We start from the raw sequence: 17660 nt of genomic DNA on the forward strand, positions 1-17660 counted from the left end.
CAAGATGATAATAATTATCATTATACTTAATTATACTTTTTTTGAAGATTTTGTACACCAGCGTTATCCAATTTCTATTTTAGAATGAGTTTTTAGCTCAAAATAAAAGTAACAGTGGATAATAATCGATGAAAAAAAAACTTATATTTTTGTGTATATTAGGCTTGTTATATAATGAAGAATTGCTGGCAGAACAAGTATCTAAACAAAGCGATCAGAAAACTGACTTTGATACTATTATTGTAACTGCAAGTAAACAATCTAATAAAGCAGCCTCTTCACTGAATGTATCTTCTAATACCATTTCCCAGGCTAAACTCGAAGCCGCGGGGGTAGATAATACTAAAAAACTCTCTCGGGTATTGCCTGGCTTGAATATACAAAGCAGTGGTAATTTGCTATTTCCTGCGATATCACTAAGGGGGATCTCTTCTGCTCAGGATCTTTATTCGCCGGCAATCACATTTTATGTTGATGGTGTACCACAACTGTCGACTAATTTAGTCCAGTCTTTGATCGACGTTGATCATGTTTCCATGATGAAAGGCCCGCAAGCCACTCTTTATGGTCGCAGTGCGCAGGGCGGTATAGTGAATATTAGTACTGCCAAACCTAATAACCTATTTCGTGGTTATATTGATGGTGGTGGTGCTAGCCGAAAAGGTTACCATAGCCGTTTGAATCTCAGTGGTCCACTGGTAGAGGATGTATTCTATGGCAGCATCACATTACTGCGTCAGTCACAACCGGGGGCATTCAATAACTCATCTACTGGTTCGCACAGACTGGGGGGATCGGATGAAAATACCGGTAATATTAAATTCAGATTAGCGCCAATAACCGCTCCTTGGGAAGTCAATTTTAGTGCAACAGAAGATAGAACTCACTCAACTCAGGATACCTATTTAGACTATAAAAATACCCACAGCCGCAAACTATTAACGTCTGCCGGTAGTTTAGATCCGCGCATGCATCGTCGTACACATAGTCAAACTCTAAATGGAAGTTATGATTTCGGCGATTGGTTACTGACTGCTAGTAGTGCTTGGCAACAACTGAAATATGAACGTCGTTTTCCTTATGGTCCTTACTCAGCTCAATCCTCGGAGCATTGGGATCAAAATACCCAAGAAATTCGCGCAGCAACACAAGGCGATGACCGTTTATGGGATGGCGTATTTGGCTTATACCGACTGGATATTGATGAAAGTCGCAAAACGAGTACAACCGATTCCTCAGTCACCTCGCAATCATTAGCCACTTATATGGATGGAACCTTGCATGTTTCCCAATTTGATCTGGGAGCAGGTTTACGTGCTTCTCATGATAAAGCGAAGACGCATTATGGTAATAATAGCGCCTGGTCAGCTGGGGATAATAGTGATAATCAGGTGTTAGGTCAGTTTTCAGTTGGTTATCGTTTAACACCAGACTGGCGTATCTATACGCGCGTCGCACAGGGATATAAGGCTGCTGGCTTTACTATTACACCACAAGCCGGTACTCGAGCGGAGCCTTTTTCTGCTGAAAAATCGATTAACTATGAAATTGGTTCACGTTATGAAATTGACGATTTTCAGCTTCAAAGTGCTGTCTACTATACCCATACTAACAATATGCAGCTTTACTCAGGTCCGATGGGGTTTCAAACATTGAAAAATGCGGGTAGTGCAAATGCCGTTGGTATTGAATCTGATGCAAAATGGTTGTTTACCCCCGGATGGGCTGCAACCCTAAATGGCAATTTAACTCACTCCAAGTTTGCCAGTAATGTGACTGCTGATGATTATGCTAATAATCGAGTTCCGTTTATTCCTAAGTATGGAGCTGGGTTTAGCGTAGATGGCTTGGTTGCAACGTCAATGGGCGCTCTAATGCCTAGAATAGCGGTGAATATGACTGGTCCTCTTTACTTTGATGGTAGTAATCAACTACGTCAAGGTAGTTACAGTACAACTGATATAAGTCTTGGCTGGCAAACCAATGAACGGATTACTGTGACCGGTTATATCAACAATATTTTTGATAAACGCTACCGCGCATACGCTTACGCTCGTGGTAATAATGCTTTTGCTCAATTCAACGAAGGCTTAACAGCAGGCGTTAACATAAAAGTTGATTTCTTTTAAGTTAGGATCATCTAAGTTCGAGGACAGTTATGAACATTTCTGAACCACTGCGTTTTATTCTATTAATAAAGTTAATGGGTAAGACTTTTTGGATATCAACACTGACAGCAATCATCTCAACCATTATGACGCTGGTACCCATTTGGATACTTTACATCATGGTGAGAGAACTGACTATTGCCACCGTGTCGCTTGAACTTATCTATTCATGCCTAGTAGCAGCATTCATTGCAATATTGCTTCGCTGGGGATTAATTGTGATTAGCCATGTTAGTGCTCATCATGGCGCATTAAAGCTAGCTTATCATTTAAAGTTGCATTTAACCAATAAGTTGGGATTAGCTCCCTTATCGTTTTTCAGCGCTCATACAGCAAGTGATTTACGTAAAGTAATTAATGATGATATCGCCGCATTAGAAGCTTTTCTGGCGCATTTTTTGCCCGATGTGGCTTCAGCGCTTACTCTGCCAATTGTTGGATTATCATTGTTACTTTATATAGATGTACAGATGGCGTTTGTTGCTATTCTATTATTGCCAATCGCATTTTGCTGCCAATGGTTATCTATGCGACACAGTGCCGAACAAGCGCGTCAGTGGGGAGAGTTACAGCTCAATATAGCCCAAAAAGTAAGTGAATATATCCGAGGCATTGCAGTAATTAAAAGTTTTGGACTGAGAGCTGATTCTTTTCGTCAACTCAGTCAGACAATCCGTAATGTCGCACCTTGGATAGAAAACTACTGTAAAAAGAATATGTTTGGTTGGAATTGTTTTAATTGTTTACTTTCAAGCAATTTAGTCTTGGTGGCGCCTATTGGAGCCTGGCGCTGTTTTCATGGGGATTTAGCGTCAGTTGATTGGTTACTGTGTTTATTGGTTGCTCCGGTAATAGTTCAACCATTTTCACGCCTTGTATTTGCGTTATCGGAACAAGCCCAACGGCAAGGCTCGTTAGATCGTCTTAACCAGATAGTTAATGTATCACAGATGACAGTACCTGATGTGATTGATCAGGCGAGTTTACCAATGGGAAATCTTGTGTTGTCGTTCTCTAGCGTTTCTTACCGTTACGATCAGCAAAAACCAGCTCTTCAAGAGGTAACCTTTAATACATTGCCACATGGATTAACTGCGATTGTTGGGCCTAGTGGCGCGGGGAAAACAACGATTGCCCATTTAGCAACACGATTACTTGACTGTGATCGCGGTGAAATCACCTTGGGTGGGCTCAATATCCAGCATTGGCCAATAGAAGAGTTGTTTAAACAGATATCCATGGTATCTCAGAATGTATATCTTTTTAATGGCACGGTTTTGGAAAATTTATTACTCGGTCGACCGGATGCCAATATTGATCAGGTAATTGCTGCAACAAAGGCAGCCTATGCTCATGAATTTATTCTCTCTCTACCACAAGGATATGACACCCCAATTGGTGAAAATGGCACCCGCTTATCGGGAGGTGAACGCCAACGCCTTTCCATTGCCAGAGCACTATTAAGAGATGCCCCTCTTTTAATTCTGGATGAAGCAACAGCCTATGCAGATAGTGAGAACGAGTGGCTTATTCAACAGGCTATCGCCAATCTTTGCAATGGGCGAAGTGTGCTAATGATTGCCCATCGCCTTAAAACGATTATCCATGCTGATCAAATAATCGTTGTCGAGCAAGGAAAAGTGGTTGGTCAGGGACGCCATGACGAACTACTTCTGAAGTGTCCCTGTTATTGTCAACTCTGGCAAGATATCGAGTTGAATGGAGAAAAATAAATGCTGATTAAATTTATTCGCGCCGGTTATCAGTTGGCTGGTTATCAAGATCGTCGGCTAACCAAAGGATTATCTCTGGCAGCACTTGATGGTTGCTTATTGACAGTAAGTTATTACATTGTTGCACAACTTATCTTGTCCGTTTTCAATAAAACTATTTCGTTACCGATAATCCTATTAAGCGCAGTCGGTTTATTGTCCTGCCTGTTGGGACGAATTTATTCAAGTAATTTGGCATTAAGCCACGTTTTTGGTGGGACTTATGCCATGATGGCTGAAGCTAGAATTCGAATTATTAACCATTTACACGCTTTACCACTAGGTTGGTTTTCAGCAAAACGAACGGGGGATTTAAGTGTTCGTTTAACATCCGATCTTGAGCTAATTGAATGGCTGTGGTCGCATTTTTTAGCTGTCTTTACCAGCACCATAGTCACGATGTTATTAATATTGGCACTGCTATGTTGGATTGATCTCTTTTTAGCTTTGCTAGTCATTATAACCATTCCCTTTTCCTTTTGGGTTATGTCATTAACGCAGCGTGTCATCAGTCGTTATGATGAAAAAATGTTGGACACTGCGAGTAATGCACAAGCTGAGTTATATGATTATATACAAGGCATTAACGTTATTCGCTGTTTTGGTCAGTTTGGTACAGCTTGGAAGCGTCTTTCTAATGCGTTGTTTCAACAATATCAAGCGCAACTAGTATTAGAAACTAAACCCTCTGCGTTAGTCGCACTATTTGGTTTTGTTAGTGAGTTCAGCTTTCTACTATTACTTGTATCAGGCGGATATTTGTTGTTTCAGGAACGTTTAGATATTCAGCACTTTATCCTACTCAATTTTTTTTCACTGATTGTCTATCGGCAATTACAAACACTTGGCGATGGGTTAATAAAACTTCGATTTAGCTCACGCGCCATGGAACGTATCAAAAAACTACTGAGTGAAACACCGGTGGCCACATATAATGATGGGAACGTCTCTATAATCCCTAGCTCGAATGAAATTACTGTAAAGCAACTCACTTTTACCTATCCTGAACAATCCTGTCCGGTCTTACAAAACATTAACTGCCACATTCAGAGTAATGCGATAACGGCTATTGTTGGCCCTAGTGGTTCAGGAAAAAGCACTCTGTTGCAACTCATTGCGCAAATGTGGGTACCAGACTCTGGTCAAATTCTTTGGGGTGAATATGATACTAAAATAATCGCTAGTGAGATCTTAGATCGCAATATTGCCATGGTATTTCAAGATGTGGTTTTGTTTTCGGCATCAGTATTTGACAATATTTTGATGGGTAATCAAAACGCAACTGCTGAGGAAGTTATTCAGGCAGCTAAATTAGCTCAAGCTGATGAATTTATTCAAAAGTTACCGGATAGTTATCAAACAATTCTTGGTGATAATGGTTACTCATTATCAGGCGGAGAACGGCAACGACTTTCAATTGCCAGAGCATTATTAAAAAAAGCCCCTATCATCCTATTGGATGAAGCGACTGCCAGTGTTGATGCGTCTACCGAAGTGGCAATACACCGAGTATTAGAAAACTTATCTCAACATTGTACCGTTGTAGTTGTTGCTCATCGTTTAAACACAATACAAAAAGCGCAGAAAATACTTGTTATGCATGCTGGATGTTTGGTGGAACAAGGGGATCATGACACCCTGCTTCGCCAAAATGGTCTTTACGCTCAATTGTGGCAACGTCAACAACAATCGCTTTCATGGCAGCTTAACCCAGCAAACAAGGAATGACAACGCGATGGCTACTTCAACACAGGCAAAATTAAACAATTTTACACAATGTGATTATTATATCAGCCGGCACAACAGGCGCCCCAAGATTAATTCAGCCAACACATTCTGATTATGCTCATTTTTCGATGACCGCTGCAACAGTATACTGGTATGAAGACAGTGTGTATCTTGCCGTATTGCCATATTGCCGTATTGACACAATTTTATATTAGGTTCTCTGGATATATTAAGGACGCTTTCTGTTGGTGGTTGTGTGGTATTGGTATTTGTCTCGTGGTACTCGACTCGAATCTCTTATCGCATCGAATTAAATATAGAGTAGTAATAATAAAAAAGCCCACTCAAATGAGTAGGCGTTTCTATTAAATTGGTCGGCGAGAGAGGATTCGAACCTCCGACCCACTGGTCCCAAACCAGTTGCGCTACCAAGCTGCGCTACTCGCCGTTAGAGTTGCTTCATCTATACGATATAAAATGGGGTGGCTAATGGGATTCGAACCCACGACAACTGGAATCACAATCCAGGGCTCTACCAACTGAGCTATAGCCACCATAGAAGCAGGACGAAATATTACGCATAAAAAATAATATTGTCCAGCATATTTTTAAAAAATAATACTGATTGGCTATATTAAAAGCGTTAAAAGCTTAATATTTTACCACTTTGGGTAAAATTAAGCTTTATGCGACATGATATCTATTATCTGAGTGTCGGTGGCTTTCATGCTATTACTGACAATCGCCCCTAGATTATTAATGGTGGTTTCAACACTATCACAGACAATACCTTCATTACCCGTGACGCGAATTCGATTTACCGCCATCAATACCGCTTTAAATCCTGATGAAACTGATGTTGAAACTTTCATTGCACAGCTATTCGACGCACCATCACAGATTATTCCCGACAAATCACCAATCATATTACATATTGCCATATCCACCGGTTCATATTGACCTTTACCAAGCAACCATGCCATACCCGCTGCCGATCCCATCGCGGCGGTGGTTGCGGCACAAAGTGCCGATAACGGAGGAAATTTACTATGTATATAAATGGCAATAGTATGAGATAAAATCAGTGCTCTTGCTAATTGTTCAGGCGTAGCCTCTAAATAATCAGCAACCACCACCACTGGCATAGTCGCAGTTATCCCCTGATTGCCTGAACCTGAATTACTCATTGCCGGTAATGTCGCTCCGCCCATTCGAGCATCTGATGCCGCAGTGGTGCGAATAATTACTTTGGATAATAGATCGTCAGCCAACAATCCTGTTTTTGTTTGTTGATGTAATGTAGCGGCTATACTTAATCCATACTCTCGTCGTAATCCCTCTTGAGATAATGCGTCATTTAATTCCGCAGAGTGTAATATAAATTCGATATCTTCAAAATTAGCTTGAGTTGCAAAATCATATATCTGTTTGACTGACATATGGTTTATGATCGATTCATTGTTAGACTCATCTTGTATTTTGCTATCAGCTTTAAAAATACTTTCGCCATTTTTTTCGATCAAAATTACGTTAGTGTGTGAATTTTCAATGCATACCCTAACATGATCGCTACTCGTATAAACATTGGCTTCAGAATAAATCGCCTTATCGTTATCCGCAATTTTTACATTAACTTTGTATTCACTAAGAAGGGCTTTAGCTTGGTTAATTTGTTTTGGCGTGATGTTTTTTAAGACTTCAAGACCAGCCTGAGCATCACCACCAATTGCGCCAATTGCCGCTGCAATAGGCAATCCCACCATACCTGTACCAGGAACAGTAACCCCCATGCCGTTTTTCATAAGATTGGGTGAAACATAAGCCTCAATACGATTAATCTTATTTTTATTAAGATATTTACTGGCAATAGCTGCCGCTAAAGCAAGCGAGATAGGTTCGGTACAACCAAGAGCCGGTAAAACCTCATGTTTCACCAATTTAATTAATTGTTGCCACATTACTTGTTGTTCCATCTTTTATCTCCATATAGCTAACATTAAATAGTGAAACGTTCAGTTAATTAATAAAGCGACTATTTTATTCTATTTAACTTGAAAACTGAATGTACCGTTCACATATTAGATAACGAGTTAGGTAAAAATATTAATCAAACACTGATGTTATTAATAAATTACACTACGACTAACAGCTCCTTATTTAATCGTTTTTTGATTGAAATGCACACTGTAAAAATAGCGTAAATCTAAAATTTCTATACTTGGTTGCATAGTAAATAAATTAATCAGGAATAGAGCAAAATATGTAATATTTTAGTAAATCCACCTGACTTTTTTTTTATTATTGCAATAATAAAACTATCTAAAATTAAATAATAATGGCGACATATGATAAATATTTTATTAATTGATGATGATGTAGAATTATCGCAAATGCTTAGCGAATATTTAACCAATGAAGGTTTTAATATTAAAAGTGTTTACTTAGGTAAAGATGGTATTGATGAAGCTCTATCAGGTAAATATCGTGCGGCAATTTTAGATGTAATGTTACCTGATATTAATGGAATTGATGTCCTTAAAAGCATTCGTCAACAGTGTAATATGCCAGTTATTATGCTAACCGCCAAAGGTGATAATATTGATCGCGTGTTGGGGTTAGAATTAGGCGCTGATGATTACATTCCTAAACCTTGTTATCCTCGTGAATTATTAGCGAGATTGCGTGCCGTTTTACGTCGTTTTGATGAACGTTCAGTCGAATTAGTCGATGATAAAAAATATCATTTTAATGGTTTAACTTTAGATATCCCTCAACGGCTATGTACTTGGAATGGTCAACCTATTGATTTAACTTCTACCGAATTTAACTTGTTAGTTCTATTGGTTAAACATAGTGAACGAGTGGTGACTAAAGAAGAATTATCTGAAATAGGTCTTGGTCGGGCTCGTGAACTTTATGATCGCAGCGTCGACGTCCATATCAGCAATATCCGCCAAAAATTACATCAAGTGGCACAAAATGATGTAACCATTGAAACGATAAGAGCTGTTGGTTACCGTATTCGTTAACCATCCTGTAGGTTTGATTTAATATGAATCGTCGATTATTTTGGAAAATACTGATTATATTTTGGATAATCTTTTATCTTACCTTCCAATTAACTTGGATTGCGTTCTCTTATTATATTGAGAATAAAAATCAACGATTCTTAAATCATATGCCAACTAAAGTGGATATGATTGCACAATTATTACATGTTGCCGGTGAAGATGAGACGCTCAATTTTATCGCCCATCTACCCGAACGTGAGCGAGTTTTATTGTCGATAAAATTGGTCTCTCCGCAAAATGATCAAGTCAATATCATTACCGATGAACTTGAACCGACCACTTATATCTACCAAAGAATGGCGGTTGCACCAGATGGTACGCTTTACTCGGTATCATTTAAAGATGATAAAACCGATCACAGCAACAACACTAAAAAAACTCTGTTTACAATGCCAACACCCATTGTACTAATGGGGATCTGTGTTGGCTTAGTGTTCAGTCTATTTTTAGCCTGGAACTTAACCAGACCGATGAAGTTACTAAGAGAAGGATTTTTCCGCGTCTCGCAAGGCGATCTGTCGGTTCGGTTATTTAAAAAGTTAAAACCTCGTCGTGATGAACTGAGTGAATTAGGTAAAGATTTTGATATGATGGTTGAGCAACTCAACATCTTAATATCTGATCGTCAAGCGCTACTTCATGATGTTTCCCATGAACTTAGAACCCCTCTGGCACGCTTACAACTGGCAATCGGCCTTGCGCAACAAAATAAACAAAATATCGATACTTCATTAGCTAGAATCGAGTTAGAATCGCAACGGTTAGACCAACTAATTGGGGAAATATTGAATTATTCACGGGCTGAAATGAATAATCGAACCGATGAATATTTTGACTTAAAAGAGTTAATTGGTGTGGTGGTTAATGATGCTAACTATGAAGCCAATCACCAATCGATAGAGGTAGAATTTAACTTATCATCTATCAGCCACTCTATTGTTAAAGGTAATTCCGAACAGATACGCCGGGCGATTGAAAATATCATTCGTAATGCTATCCGCTTCTCTAAAGCCGGTCAAACGGTTGAAGTATCATTAAAAGAAGCAGGAAAATATTTGCAAATCGAAGTTAAAGACCGTGGGCCGGGTGTCGATGCGAGTAAATTATCGAGTATTTTTGAGTCTTTTGTCCGTATTCAATCAGCACAATTAGGTAAAGGATATGGCCTAGGTTTAGCCATTGCCAGAAAGACCGTTATTATGCATAACGGTACTATTCAAGCTAATAATCGTGATGGTGGTGGTTTAGTGGTGACAATAAAACTACCTTATTGGCGAAAACACTAATAACACTCGGAATTAACGGTTAATACATACTCTTTTACTAAGCTTTCTAGGGTAATTTTATCAGAGCCAGTAAAATTCAAATTTTGCAGAATCGTTTGTGGATTGGTTTCGAGTATCGTCTTGTATTGGACTAAATATTGTTTAGCAATTGGTTTATATGACCAGTGCCATTCTTCGGGCAAATACCCGCCATTTCGCCCTTCACTAAATGGTTGGCAAAAACCATATTTTGGTAAGTTTTCACGTAGCCATTGATATAAAATAATACCCTGTTTATCATTTTGAAAATATTCCGATGACACACTAGTAATATCAATATCGGTTCCCCAATGATGTCTTGATGTACCCGGCATTGAAGATAATTTTAAAATTTTCTTGGCAATTTTTTGTGGCCCTACCAATTTAGGTAACAAGGCATCCCATTTACGTTGCCAAATACCATTTTGATAAGTGTAATTACGCGTAGCACTTACCACAATAAACGGAATATCGGGATACGATTTTTTAAAATCATTATAAGCTTTAATTAACTGCTGGGCAGGCTCCTTTTGAAGATACATGCCCTTTTTATTTACCGGTAATATTGTTGAATCAAGAGCAATAAAATCGCTATCATTTTTTTCATTAAATTGCCCTGTAAGTTTATGTAGCGGAATAGATTGTGCCATAGTAAATGTTGAACATAAAAGTAGAGTTAAAGTTTGGGTAAAATTGATAATTGTTTTTAATTGTATTATTTTTTTCATCATTGACACTGTAATTAAGATTATATTAGCCAGACAAGCTGAAAAACAGTATAATCCTTTCCCTAAAAATTGAAATAGCCATAATGTGTAAAAACGAGGCCATATGTTAACACCAGCTACACAAAAATCGTCTGGCAATTGTTCAGATGTGACAACTAATCAAAATACCACAACGCCAACCAATGAAAAAATTAATTTGCTTAACTTTACTAGACAACAGTTAAGAGAGTTTTTTATTTCATTAGGAGAAAAACCATTTAGAGCGGATCAGGTGATGAAATGGATCTATCATTTTGGGATAGATGATTTTGATCTAATGACCGACATCAACAAAAAACTTCGTGAACAACTAAAAACCTTAGCGGAAATTAAAGCCCCTAAAATTGCCATCGAGCAGCGTTCATCTGATGGTACGATTAAATGGGCATTAGATGTTGGTAATAACCAGATGATTGAATCGGTCTATATTCCTGAACGTGATCGTGCAACTTTATGTGTGTCATCACAAGTCGGTTGTGCTTTAGAATGCAAATTCTGTTCAACCGCCCAACAAGGTTTTAACCGCAATTTAACCGTTTCGGAAATTATTGGCCAAGTTTGGCGAGCATCAAATGCCATTGGTGTCACCGGCAAATTAGCCGACAGACCTATTACCAACGTGGTTATGATGGGAATGGGTGAGCCCTTACTTAACTTATCTAATGTCGCCCCTGCAATGGAAATTATGTTGGATGATTTTGGTTATGGTTTATCCAAAAGACGCGTTACCCTCTCTACCTCAGGCGTTGTCCCTGCTTTGGATAAACTGGCGGGAATGATTGACGTTGCTTTAGCTATTTCTCTTCATGCACCAAATGATGAAATACGCAGCGAAATCATGCCAATCAACCAAAAATATAATATGGCGATGCTACGTGATTCAATTTTACGTTATCTTTCAACTTCAAATGCTAATCACGGCAAAGTGACTATCGAATATGTGTTACTCAATCAAATCAATGATGGTGTTGAACATGCCCATGAGCTGGCGAAGTTTCTAAAAAATGTGCCGAGTAAAATCAATTTAATTCCATGGAATCCATTCCCTGGTGCTCCTTATTCACGATGTTCAAATACCCGAATTGATAGGTTTATGAAAACATTAATGGGCTATGGATTTACGGTAATTGTTCGTAAAACTCGTGGTGATGATATTGATGCAGCTTGTGGCCAACTGGCGGGGGAAGTTGTCGATCGCACTAAACGAACACTTTATAAAAAGCAAAACCTTATTCAACAAACAGCATAAAAGAGAAAAGGAGTTGTGGATGAAAGGTGCATTAATAGTATTAAGTAGTCTGGTTATACTCATGCTAGCAGGTTGCCAGACGAGCGCCCGTGAAGAGTTTGATCCGGAAGCTGCTGCATTAGCCAGAATGCGATTGGGGTTAGGCTATTTAGCTAAGGCCAACGAATCTGAAGAGAACGTTAAAGCCGCGCATTATAATCTAAAATTAGCCGCGCAATATTCACCTAAAAATCCACAGGTGATGCTAGCAATGGCGATGTTTGATCAACATGTTGGTGAATACAATGAAGCGGAAATGATTTACCAACGTATCACCTTAATGCAACCAGGTAACGGCCTATTTCATGTTCACTACGGCTCCTTTTTATGTGGCAGAAATCGCTATCAAGAGGCCAAAGAACAATTTAATAAAAGCCTTGAGCTCGATCGCCATCGCTGGAAAGCTGACGCCTATGAGCAATATGGTTATTGTGCTATCCAAAACGGCGATAAGAAAACCGCAGATCTTATGTTCAAACAACTTTTTGCATATGATTCAAGCCGCCGAAACAATGTTATAAAAGCAGCAGAACTTTATAAAAATAAAGGCGATAAAAAGATAGCTAACTATCTATTTTTAATATCAAAAAAATAAATCATAAAATTAAAAGAAATATCATTCATTAGAAGCAAGAGTAAATATCATGAGTTTTTTGGCTATTTTATTATTAGCATTAGCCATGTCTACTGATGCATTTGCGGTAGCGATTTGTCGAGGTGTTTCACTCAAATCGACACCATTTCTAGGTGCATTAAAAGTGGGGATCTTATTTGGTTTTGTTGAAGCCATTACCCCCATATTAGGCTGGTTAATTGGTTATATTGCACTTCAATATATTGAAAAGTGGGATCACTGGATTGTTTTTGCTGTGATGTTATTGTTAGGTATTAACATGATTTATCACAGTTTTAAAGAAGAAAACAGTGAAAATGACGATCAAAAACCTATTCCCTCAACCAAAAAATCATTTTTGCTTTTGGTTCTTACGGCAATTTCGACCAGTATCGATGCATTTGCGGTTGGTGTTGGATTAGCCCTTGCCAGTGTCAATATTTATCTTGCATCGACCATGATTGGCTTAGCAACCTGTATTATGGTTACACTTGGATTATTGTTAGGGAAAAAACTCGGCTGTTTAATTGGCAAACAAGCCTCATTTATTGGCGGTATCGTGCTGATTATTATTGGTTCAATAACGCTCTACCAACATTTGTAAACTAATATTTTAATAATCGCTTTAGATATAAAAAACCACTCACATTGGAGTGGTTTTTTATTTTTATTAGCTAAATAGGGGAATTACATCATTCCGCCCATTCCACCCATGCCGCCCATACCACCAGCAGCACCTAAATCAGCTTTATCATCTTTAGGTAAATCAGTAACCATACATTCAGTGGTGATCATAAGACCTGCTACTGATGCAGCATATTGTAATGCACTACGAGTTACTTTAGTTGGATCTAAAATACCCATGGCAATCATATCACCATACTCTTCAGTTGATGCATTGTAACCATAGTTACCTTTACCACCTTTAACCGCATTAACTACAACAGAAGCTTCTTCACCGCAGTTAGTCACGATTTGACGTAATGGCGCTTCCATCGCACGAAGCGCAACTTTAATACCAACGTTTTGATCTTCGTTTGCACCTTTAAGGTCTAAAATTGCAGAAGCAGCTCGAACTAACGCAACACCACCACCGGCAACAACACCTTCTTCAACTGCTGCGCGAGTCGCATGTAATGCATCTTCAACACGTGCTTTTTTCTCTTTCATTTCAACTTCAGTTGCTGCACCAACTTTAATTACTGCAACACCGCCAGCTAATTTAGCTACACGTTCTTGAAGTTTTTCTTTATCGTAATCAGAAGTTGATTCTTCGATTTGTTTACGAATTTGTTCAACACGAGCATTAATTAATGATTCTTCACCAACACCGTCGATGATAGTTGTGTTATCTTTATTGATAACCACACGTTTAGCTTGACCTAAATCTTCAAGTGTTGCTTTTTCAAGCTCTAAACCAATTTCTTCAGAAATTACAGTACCAGCAGTTAAGATTGCGATATCTTGCAACATTGCTTTACGACGATCACCAAAACCAGGGGCTTTAACCGCGGCAACTTTAACAATACCACGCATAGTATTCACAACTAAAGTTGCTAATGCTTCGCCTTCAACATCTTCAGCGATAATTAATAAAGATTTACCTGCTTTAGCTACTGCTTCTAATACTGGTAATAACTCACGGATATTAGAGATTTTTTTGTCTGCTAATAAAATATATGGGCTATCTAATTCAACCGTTGCTGTTTCTGGTTTGTTGATGAAATATGGCGATAAATAACCACGGTCAAACTGCATACCTTCAACAACATCTAATTCGTCTTGTAAACCAGTACCATCTTCAACAGTGATAACACCTTCTTTACCCACTTTTTCCATTGCTTGAGCAATTAAAGTACCAACAGTTTCATCAGAGTTTGCTGAAATAGTACCAACTTGGGCAATCGCTTTAGAATCAGCACATGGTGAAGATAATTTTTTAAGCTCTTCAACTGCTGCAACAACTGCTTTATCAATACCACGTTTTAAATCCATAGGATTCATGCCCGCAGCAACTGCTTTTAAACCTTCGTTAACGATAGCTTGAGCAAGTACAGTTGCAGTAGTAGTACCGTCACCAGCTGCATCGTTTGCTTTTGAAGCTACTTCTTTAACCATTTGCGCCCCCATATTTTCGAATTTATCTTCTAATTCGATTTCACGAGCAACTGACACACCATCTTTAGTGATAGTTGGCGCACCAAATGATTTATCCAAAACTACATTACGTCCTTTTGGACCTAAAGTTACTTTAACTGCATCAGCTAATACATTAACGCCTTTAAGCATTTTAACGCGAGCGTCATTTCCAAATTTTACATCTTTAGCTGCCATCTTCGTATTTCTCCTAAATTCTGTATATAAGTTAAATTATCTGCCAGTTATGCTTCAACAATGGCTAAAATATCGGTTTCTGATAGGATAAGCACTTCTTCGTTATCGATTTTTTCTGTCTTAACGCCATATCCTTCATTAAAAATCACAATATCACCAACTTTAACATCTAGTGGCTGAACTTGACCATTTTCTAAAATGCGACCATTACCAACAGCTAAAACTTCACCACGTGTTGATTTACCAGCAGCTGAACCAGTTAAAACAATACCACCAGCTGATTTTGATTCTACTTCTTTGCGTTTGATGATCACACGATCATGCAATGGACGAATTTTCATTAGTTATCTCCTAGCACTAATTTTTACTTAAATGATGATTAAGAACAAATCATACCATTATGATTTATATAATATAGTCCACATTAAATGGGGATTATTTTAAATTCTTCAAGCGTATAAAATTAAAAAAAATTTAATTGATTATTTATTGGTCATCTTTACGCTCAAATTCCCCTTCAATAACATCATTAACTTGTACATTGCGGCTAGAAGAAAGTGAACGAACTTTAAAAGGCAATTTGCCAACAATAAAGCGAACAATATACTCTTGAACAAATGGAATTAATAAAATCGCCCCCAAAATATCCGTTAAAAACCCAGGAATCAGCAATAAAAAGCCTGAGAAGAGCAAAGATACACTCTTAATAATTTCATCTTTAGGGCTTTGATGATTAGCAATTTTTTGTTGCATAATACTTAAGTTTTTTAAACCTTGCTTTGTAATTAAATACAGCCCAATAACCGAACTAGCAATAATGGCGATCAAAGCAAGAAAAACACCTATTGAATCAGCAACTTTTATAAACAGACTCAGTTCCAAATAAGCATAAATAAAAAATATAATAAAACCAAAAACTCGCATATAAAAATTCCTCTAAAAATAGAGTGATATTAGTCTAAATTAGCTATTAATATAGTGACAACTAGTTAAATTTCAACCAATCAGCATGTTTTTTTCAAATTTTTTTACAAAAGGGATTGACGGATGATCGCTAATCGTGTTTAATACAGCTCCATTGTTGCCCGGATAGCTCAGTCGGTAGAGCAGGGGATTGAAAATCCCCGTGTCCGTGGTTCGATTCCGCGTCCGGGCACCAATCACCAAATTTTAAGACCTGCTTCTAGCAGGTTTTTTTATGTCTAAAGCCTTTTCCAAGCTACCTTTCAAACGATTTTCTTTGTCAACCGATGTCAACTGAGATTACCCCATATCAAGTGCAAAATCGGATACAAACCCGGATACATTTGGTTCGATAATGGCGTGTATCCATAAAATGGCTTTAAGGCCTTTATTTGTAATGCTTAAGAGAAATTGCTTAGGTTTTATTATTTTGAATATTGAAAAATACCAAATAATTACAACAAAAATAATCAATGGTACTATTTTAAAAAAATACTTAATAAACATTCTTATTTATACAAAAATATTAATTCAATTACTATGTACCACTAAAAATTGCCTTAAAGGTATTTTAAGAAATATAAATGGTAAATTTATTTATATTTAGAATTATTACCTATCTACATGATCATTGTCAGGAAATCTAAAAATTTTTCCACTAGAAACTGGCTCTTGTTTTTTTTGAGAAGATCCTATATTCAATACCACACCCGTCCTATTTTTATTTATTTTTTCAAATGCTTTAGTATTGTTAATTAATTTAATTTCACGATTAATTAAATTTTCAATAACGCTTGTTATTGTTTTATTTTGTTCTTTTGCTAGTTTTTTCAATTCATCTTTAACTTTGGAATCTAAATAAATATTTAATACTTTTTTACCTTTAACTTTATCTCTATATTTTTTTTGATCCCATGCTTTTTTTATTTTAATTTGTGAAAGCTCTTTAGCTTCTTTAGAATTATCCCAATCATCAAAAAAATATTGAATGTACTGGTACAACTCTTTTGAGTCAGAATGCATAATTTCATGTAATATATCCGTATGAGTATTTGTAATCTTTTGAATTTTTAATAAAAGACTAACAACTTCATCTCTATTTTTAATATTTATCCATTTAAATGGTTTTACGTCTCTTTCAATTTTACCCCATTGTTGCTTAAGATCATCAATATTTAATTTTATTTCAGGATGTAAAAAATAATTAAGTATACTTATTTGCCTAGTTGAATGGTCGTATGCACATACAATATTAAGCATCAAATCTGGATCGATATTTTCTTTTTCAAGAGAATCCTTTATTTTTTTCCAAAACCAAAAGCATGCTCTTTCATTATTCTTTAAAAAACTCAACTGATAATCCAATCTTATTTTCTCTTCATTGTTTTTCATAACACCATCCGATTTATTGTATTTATCTTAATAACATTTTTTGTATTTTTTTATGTTAGTTTTTTTGATTACTTTTGTATAGTTTTTTACGCTGGATTTTACGTAGTAAAATTAATCATAAAATTTCTTTAAAATATTACTAACCTATTATTAATTAAGGTTAATTAATAATATTATATAAAAGAAAATAAACTATCTAAATATACTCTTATTTGCTCTGAACAATTCATCAACAAGTTATATAATATAAAAATAATTCT

Annotated in this window: 14 protein-coding genes and 3 tRNA genes; 9 read left to right on the top strand and 8 right to left on the bottom strand. The window is 37.0% G+C overall.

Features of this window, described 5'->3' with window-relative positions; genetic code table 11:
• Positions 1 to 128: 128 nt before the first annotated feature.
• The 3 genes from DKK79_RS13575 to DKK79_RS13585 are packed head-to-tail and all read left to right on the top strand — an operon-like array spanning position 129 to position 5668.
• Entirely contained in the window at positions 129 to 2129 is a 2001-nt protein-coding gene (locus DKK79_RS13575; protein ID WP_110424523.1) for a TonB-dependent receptor, read from the top strand.
• Positions 2130 to 2158: 29 nt separating this feature from the next.
• Positions 2159 to 3901: an ABC transporter ATP-binding protein gene (locus tag DKK79_RS13580; protein ID WP_110424524.1), complete on the top strand. Its 1743-nt coding sequence runs from the start codon at positions 2159 to 2161 to the stop codon at positions 3899 to 3901.
• A complete protein-coding gene (locus DKK79_RS13585; protein WP_110424525.1) occupies positions 3902 to 5668 on the top strand; it encodes an ABC transporter ATP-binding protein in 1767 nt (588 codons plus the stop codon). It begins immediately after the preceding gene.
• Positions 5669 to 6039: 371 nt separating this feature from the next.
• On the opposite strand, the gene DKK79_RS13590 is transcribed toward DKK79_RS13585, so the two are convergent.
• The 3 genes from DKK79_RS13590 to DKK79_RS13600 all read right to left on the bottom strand — a co-directional run bounded on the left by DKK79_RS13590 (position 6040) and on the right by DKK79_RS13600 (position 7641).
• Positions 6040 to 6116 (bottom strand) — tRNA-Pro (locus DKK79_RS13590).
• 30 nt (positions 6117 to 6146) lie between these two features.
• Positions 6147 to 6222, bottom strand: a tRNA-His gene (locus DKK79_RS13595).
• A gap of 123 nt (positions 6223 to 6345) precedes the next feature.
• Complete coding sequence (locus DKK79_RS13600; RefSeq protein WP_110424526.1) at positions 6346 to 7641, bottom strand: L-cysteine desulfidase family protein; 1296 nt, start codon at positions 7639 to 7641, stop codon at positions 6346 to 6348.
• 375 nt (positions 7642 to 8016) lie between these two features.
• Between DKK79_RS13600 and DKK79_RS13605 the strand changes: the two genes are divergently transcribed.
• Both DKK79_RS13605 and DKK79_RS13610 read left to right on the top strand, forming a co-directional pair.
• Positions 8017 to 8697, top strand: a complete 681-nt coding sequence (locus tag DKK79_RS13605) for a response regulator transcription factor (protein WP_110424620.1) — start codon at positions 8017 to 8019, stop codon at positions 8695 to 8697.
• A 23-nt stretch (positions 8698 to 8720) separates the two neighbouring features.
• Positions 8721 to 10025, top strand: a complete 1305-nt coding sequence (locus DKK79_RS13610) for an ATP-binding protein (RefSeq protein WP_110424527.1) — start codon at positions 8721 to 8723, stop codon at positions 10023 to 10025.
• On the opposite strand, the gene DKK79_RS13615 is transcribed toward DKK79_RS13610, so the two are convergent.
• Positions 10022 to 10771: a M15 family metallopeptidase gene (locus DKK79_RS13615; RefSeq protein WP_181415327.1), complete on the bottom strand. Its 750-nt coding sequence runs from the start codon at positions 10769 to 10771 to the stop codon at positions 10022 to 10024. The two genes, DKK79_RS13610 and DKK79_RS13615, sit on opposite strands and share 4 nt — an antisense overlap.
• A gap of 103 nt (positions 10772 to 10874) precedes the next feature.
• Between DKK79_RS13615 and DKK79_RS13620 the strand changes: the two genes are divergently transcribed.
• From DKK79_RS13620 to DKK79_RS13630, 3 genes are read left to right on the top strand one after another with little or no spacing between them, the layout of a single operon-like run.
• On the top strand, positions 10875 to 12059 hold the full coding sequence (locus DKK79_RS13620; protein ID WP_110424529.1) for a bifunctional tRNA (adenosine(37)-C2)-methyltransferase TrmG/ribosomal RNA large subunit methyltransferase RlmN: 1185 nt from the start codon (positions 10875 to 10877) through the stop codon (positions 12057 to 12059).
• 19 nt (positions 12060 to 12078) lie between these two features.
• On the top strand, positions 12079 to 12693 hold the full coding sequence (locus tag DKK79_RS13625) for a tetratricopeptide repeat protein (protein WP_034884488.1): 615 nt from the start codon (positions 12079 to 12081) through the stop codon (positions 12691 to 12693).
• Between the two features lie 49 nt (positions 12694 to 12742).
• Positions 12743 to 13315 (top strand): manganese efflux pump MntP, encoded by a 573-nt coding sequence (locus DKK79_RS13630; protein WP_110424531.1) that lies wholly within the window; start codon positions 12743 to 12745, stop codon positions 13313 to 13315.
• A gap of 83 nt (positions 13316 to 13398) precedes the next feature.
• Here the strand turns inward: DKK79_RS13630 and groL are convergent, their stop codons facing one another.
• From groL to DKK79_RS13645, 3 genes are all read right to left on the bottom strand, one after another.
• A complete protein-coding gene (gene groL, locus DKK79_RS13635; RefSeq protein WP_034884482.1) occupies positions 13399 to 15045 on the bottom strand; it encodes a chaperonin GroEL in 1647 nt (548 codons plus the stop codon).
• A gap of 47 nt (positions 15046 to 15092) precedes the next feature.
• Complete coding sequence (locus DKK79_RS13640; protein WP_034884480.1) at positions 15093 to 15386, bottom strand: co-chaperone GroES; 294 nt, start codon at positions 15384 to 15386, stop codon at positions 15093 to 15095.
• Between the two features lie 145 nt (positions 15387 to 15531).
• On the bottom strand, positions 15532 to 15969 hold the full coding sequence (locus tag DKK79_RS13645; RefSeq protein ID WP_110424532.1) for an FxsA family protein: 438 nt from the start codon (positions 15967 to 15969) through the stop codon (positions 15532 to 15534).
• A 159-nt stretch (positions 15970 to 16128) separates the two neighbouring features.
• On the opposite strand from DKK79_RS13645, the gene DKK79_RS13650 reads away from it, so the two are divergent.
• Positions 16129 to 16204, top strand: a tRNA-Phe gene (locus DKK79_RS13650).
• Positions 16205 to 16620: 416 nt separating this feature from the next.
• On the opposite strand, the gene DKK79_RS13660 is transcribed toward DKK79_RS13650, so the two are convergent.
• Positions 16621 to 17400, bottom strand: a complete 780-nt coding sequence (locus DKK79_RS13660; protein WP_110424534.1) for a hypothetical protein — start codon at positions 17398 to 17400, stop codon at positions 16621 to 16623.
• Positions 17401 to 17660 lie beyond the last annotated feature (260 nt).

The organism is Gilliamella apicola, from assembly GCF_003202915.1.
Taxonomy (GTDB): domain Bacteria; phylum Pseudomonadota; class Gammaproteobacteria; order Enterobacterales; family Orbaceae; genus Gilliamella; species Gilliamella apicola_Q.

Bases quoted from the DNA above. Each gene is read 5' to 3' on its own strand.
- DKK79_RS13630 (WP_110424531.1), top strand. From the start codon at position 12,743: ATGAGTTTTTTGGCTATTTTATTATTAGCATTAGCCATGTCTACTGAT.
- DKK79_RS13615 (WP_181415327.1), bottom strand. From the start codon at position 10,771: ATGAAAAAAATAATACAATTAAAAACAATTATCAATTTTACCCAAACT.
- DKK79_RS13620 (WP_110424529.1), top strand. From the start codon at position 10,875: ATGTTAACACCAGCTACACAAAAATCGTCTGGCAATTGTTCAGATGTG.
- DKK79_RS13580 (WP_110424524.1), top strand. From the start codon at position 2,159: ATGAACATTTCTGAACCACTGCGTTTTATTCTATTAATAAAGTTAATG.
- DKK79_RS13600 (WP_110424526.1), bottom strand. From the start codon at position 7,641: ATGGAACAACAAGTAATGTGGCAACAATTAATTAAATTGGTGAAACAT.
- DKK79_RS13575 (WP_110424523.1), top strand. From the start codon at position 129: ATGAAAAAAAAACTTATATTTTTGTGTATATTAGGCTTGTTATATAAT.
- DKK79_RS13585 (WP_110424525.1), top strand. From the start codon at position 3,902: ATGCTGATTAAATTTATTCGCGCCGGTTATCAGTTGGCTGGTTATCAA.
- DKK79_RS13610 (WP_110424527.1), top strand. From the start codon at position 8,721: ATGAATCGTCGATTATTTTGGAAAATACTGATTATATTTTGGATAATC.
- DKK79_RS13660 (WP_110424534.1), bottom strand. From the start codon at position 17,400: ATGAAAAACAATGAAGAGAAAATAAGATTGGATTATCAGTTGAGTTTT.
- DKK79_RS13645 (WP_110424532.1), bottom strand. From the start codon at position 15,969: ATGCGAGTTTTTGGTTTTATTATATTTTTTATTTATGCTTATTTGGAA.
- DKK79_RS13640 (WP_034884480.1), bottom strand. From the start codon at position 15,386: ATGAAAATTCGTCCATTGCATGATCGTGTGATCATCAAACGCAAAGAA.
- groL (WP_034884482.1), bottom strand. From the start codon at position 15,045: ATGGCAGCTAAAGATGTAAAATTTGGAAATGACGCTCGCGTTAAAATG.
- DKK79_RS13625 (WP_034884488.1), top strand. From the start codon at position 12,079: ATGAAAGGTGCATTAATAGTATTAAGTAGTCTGGTTATACTCATGCTA.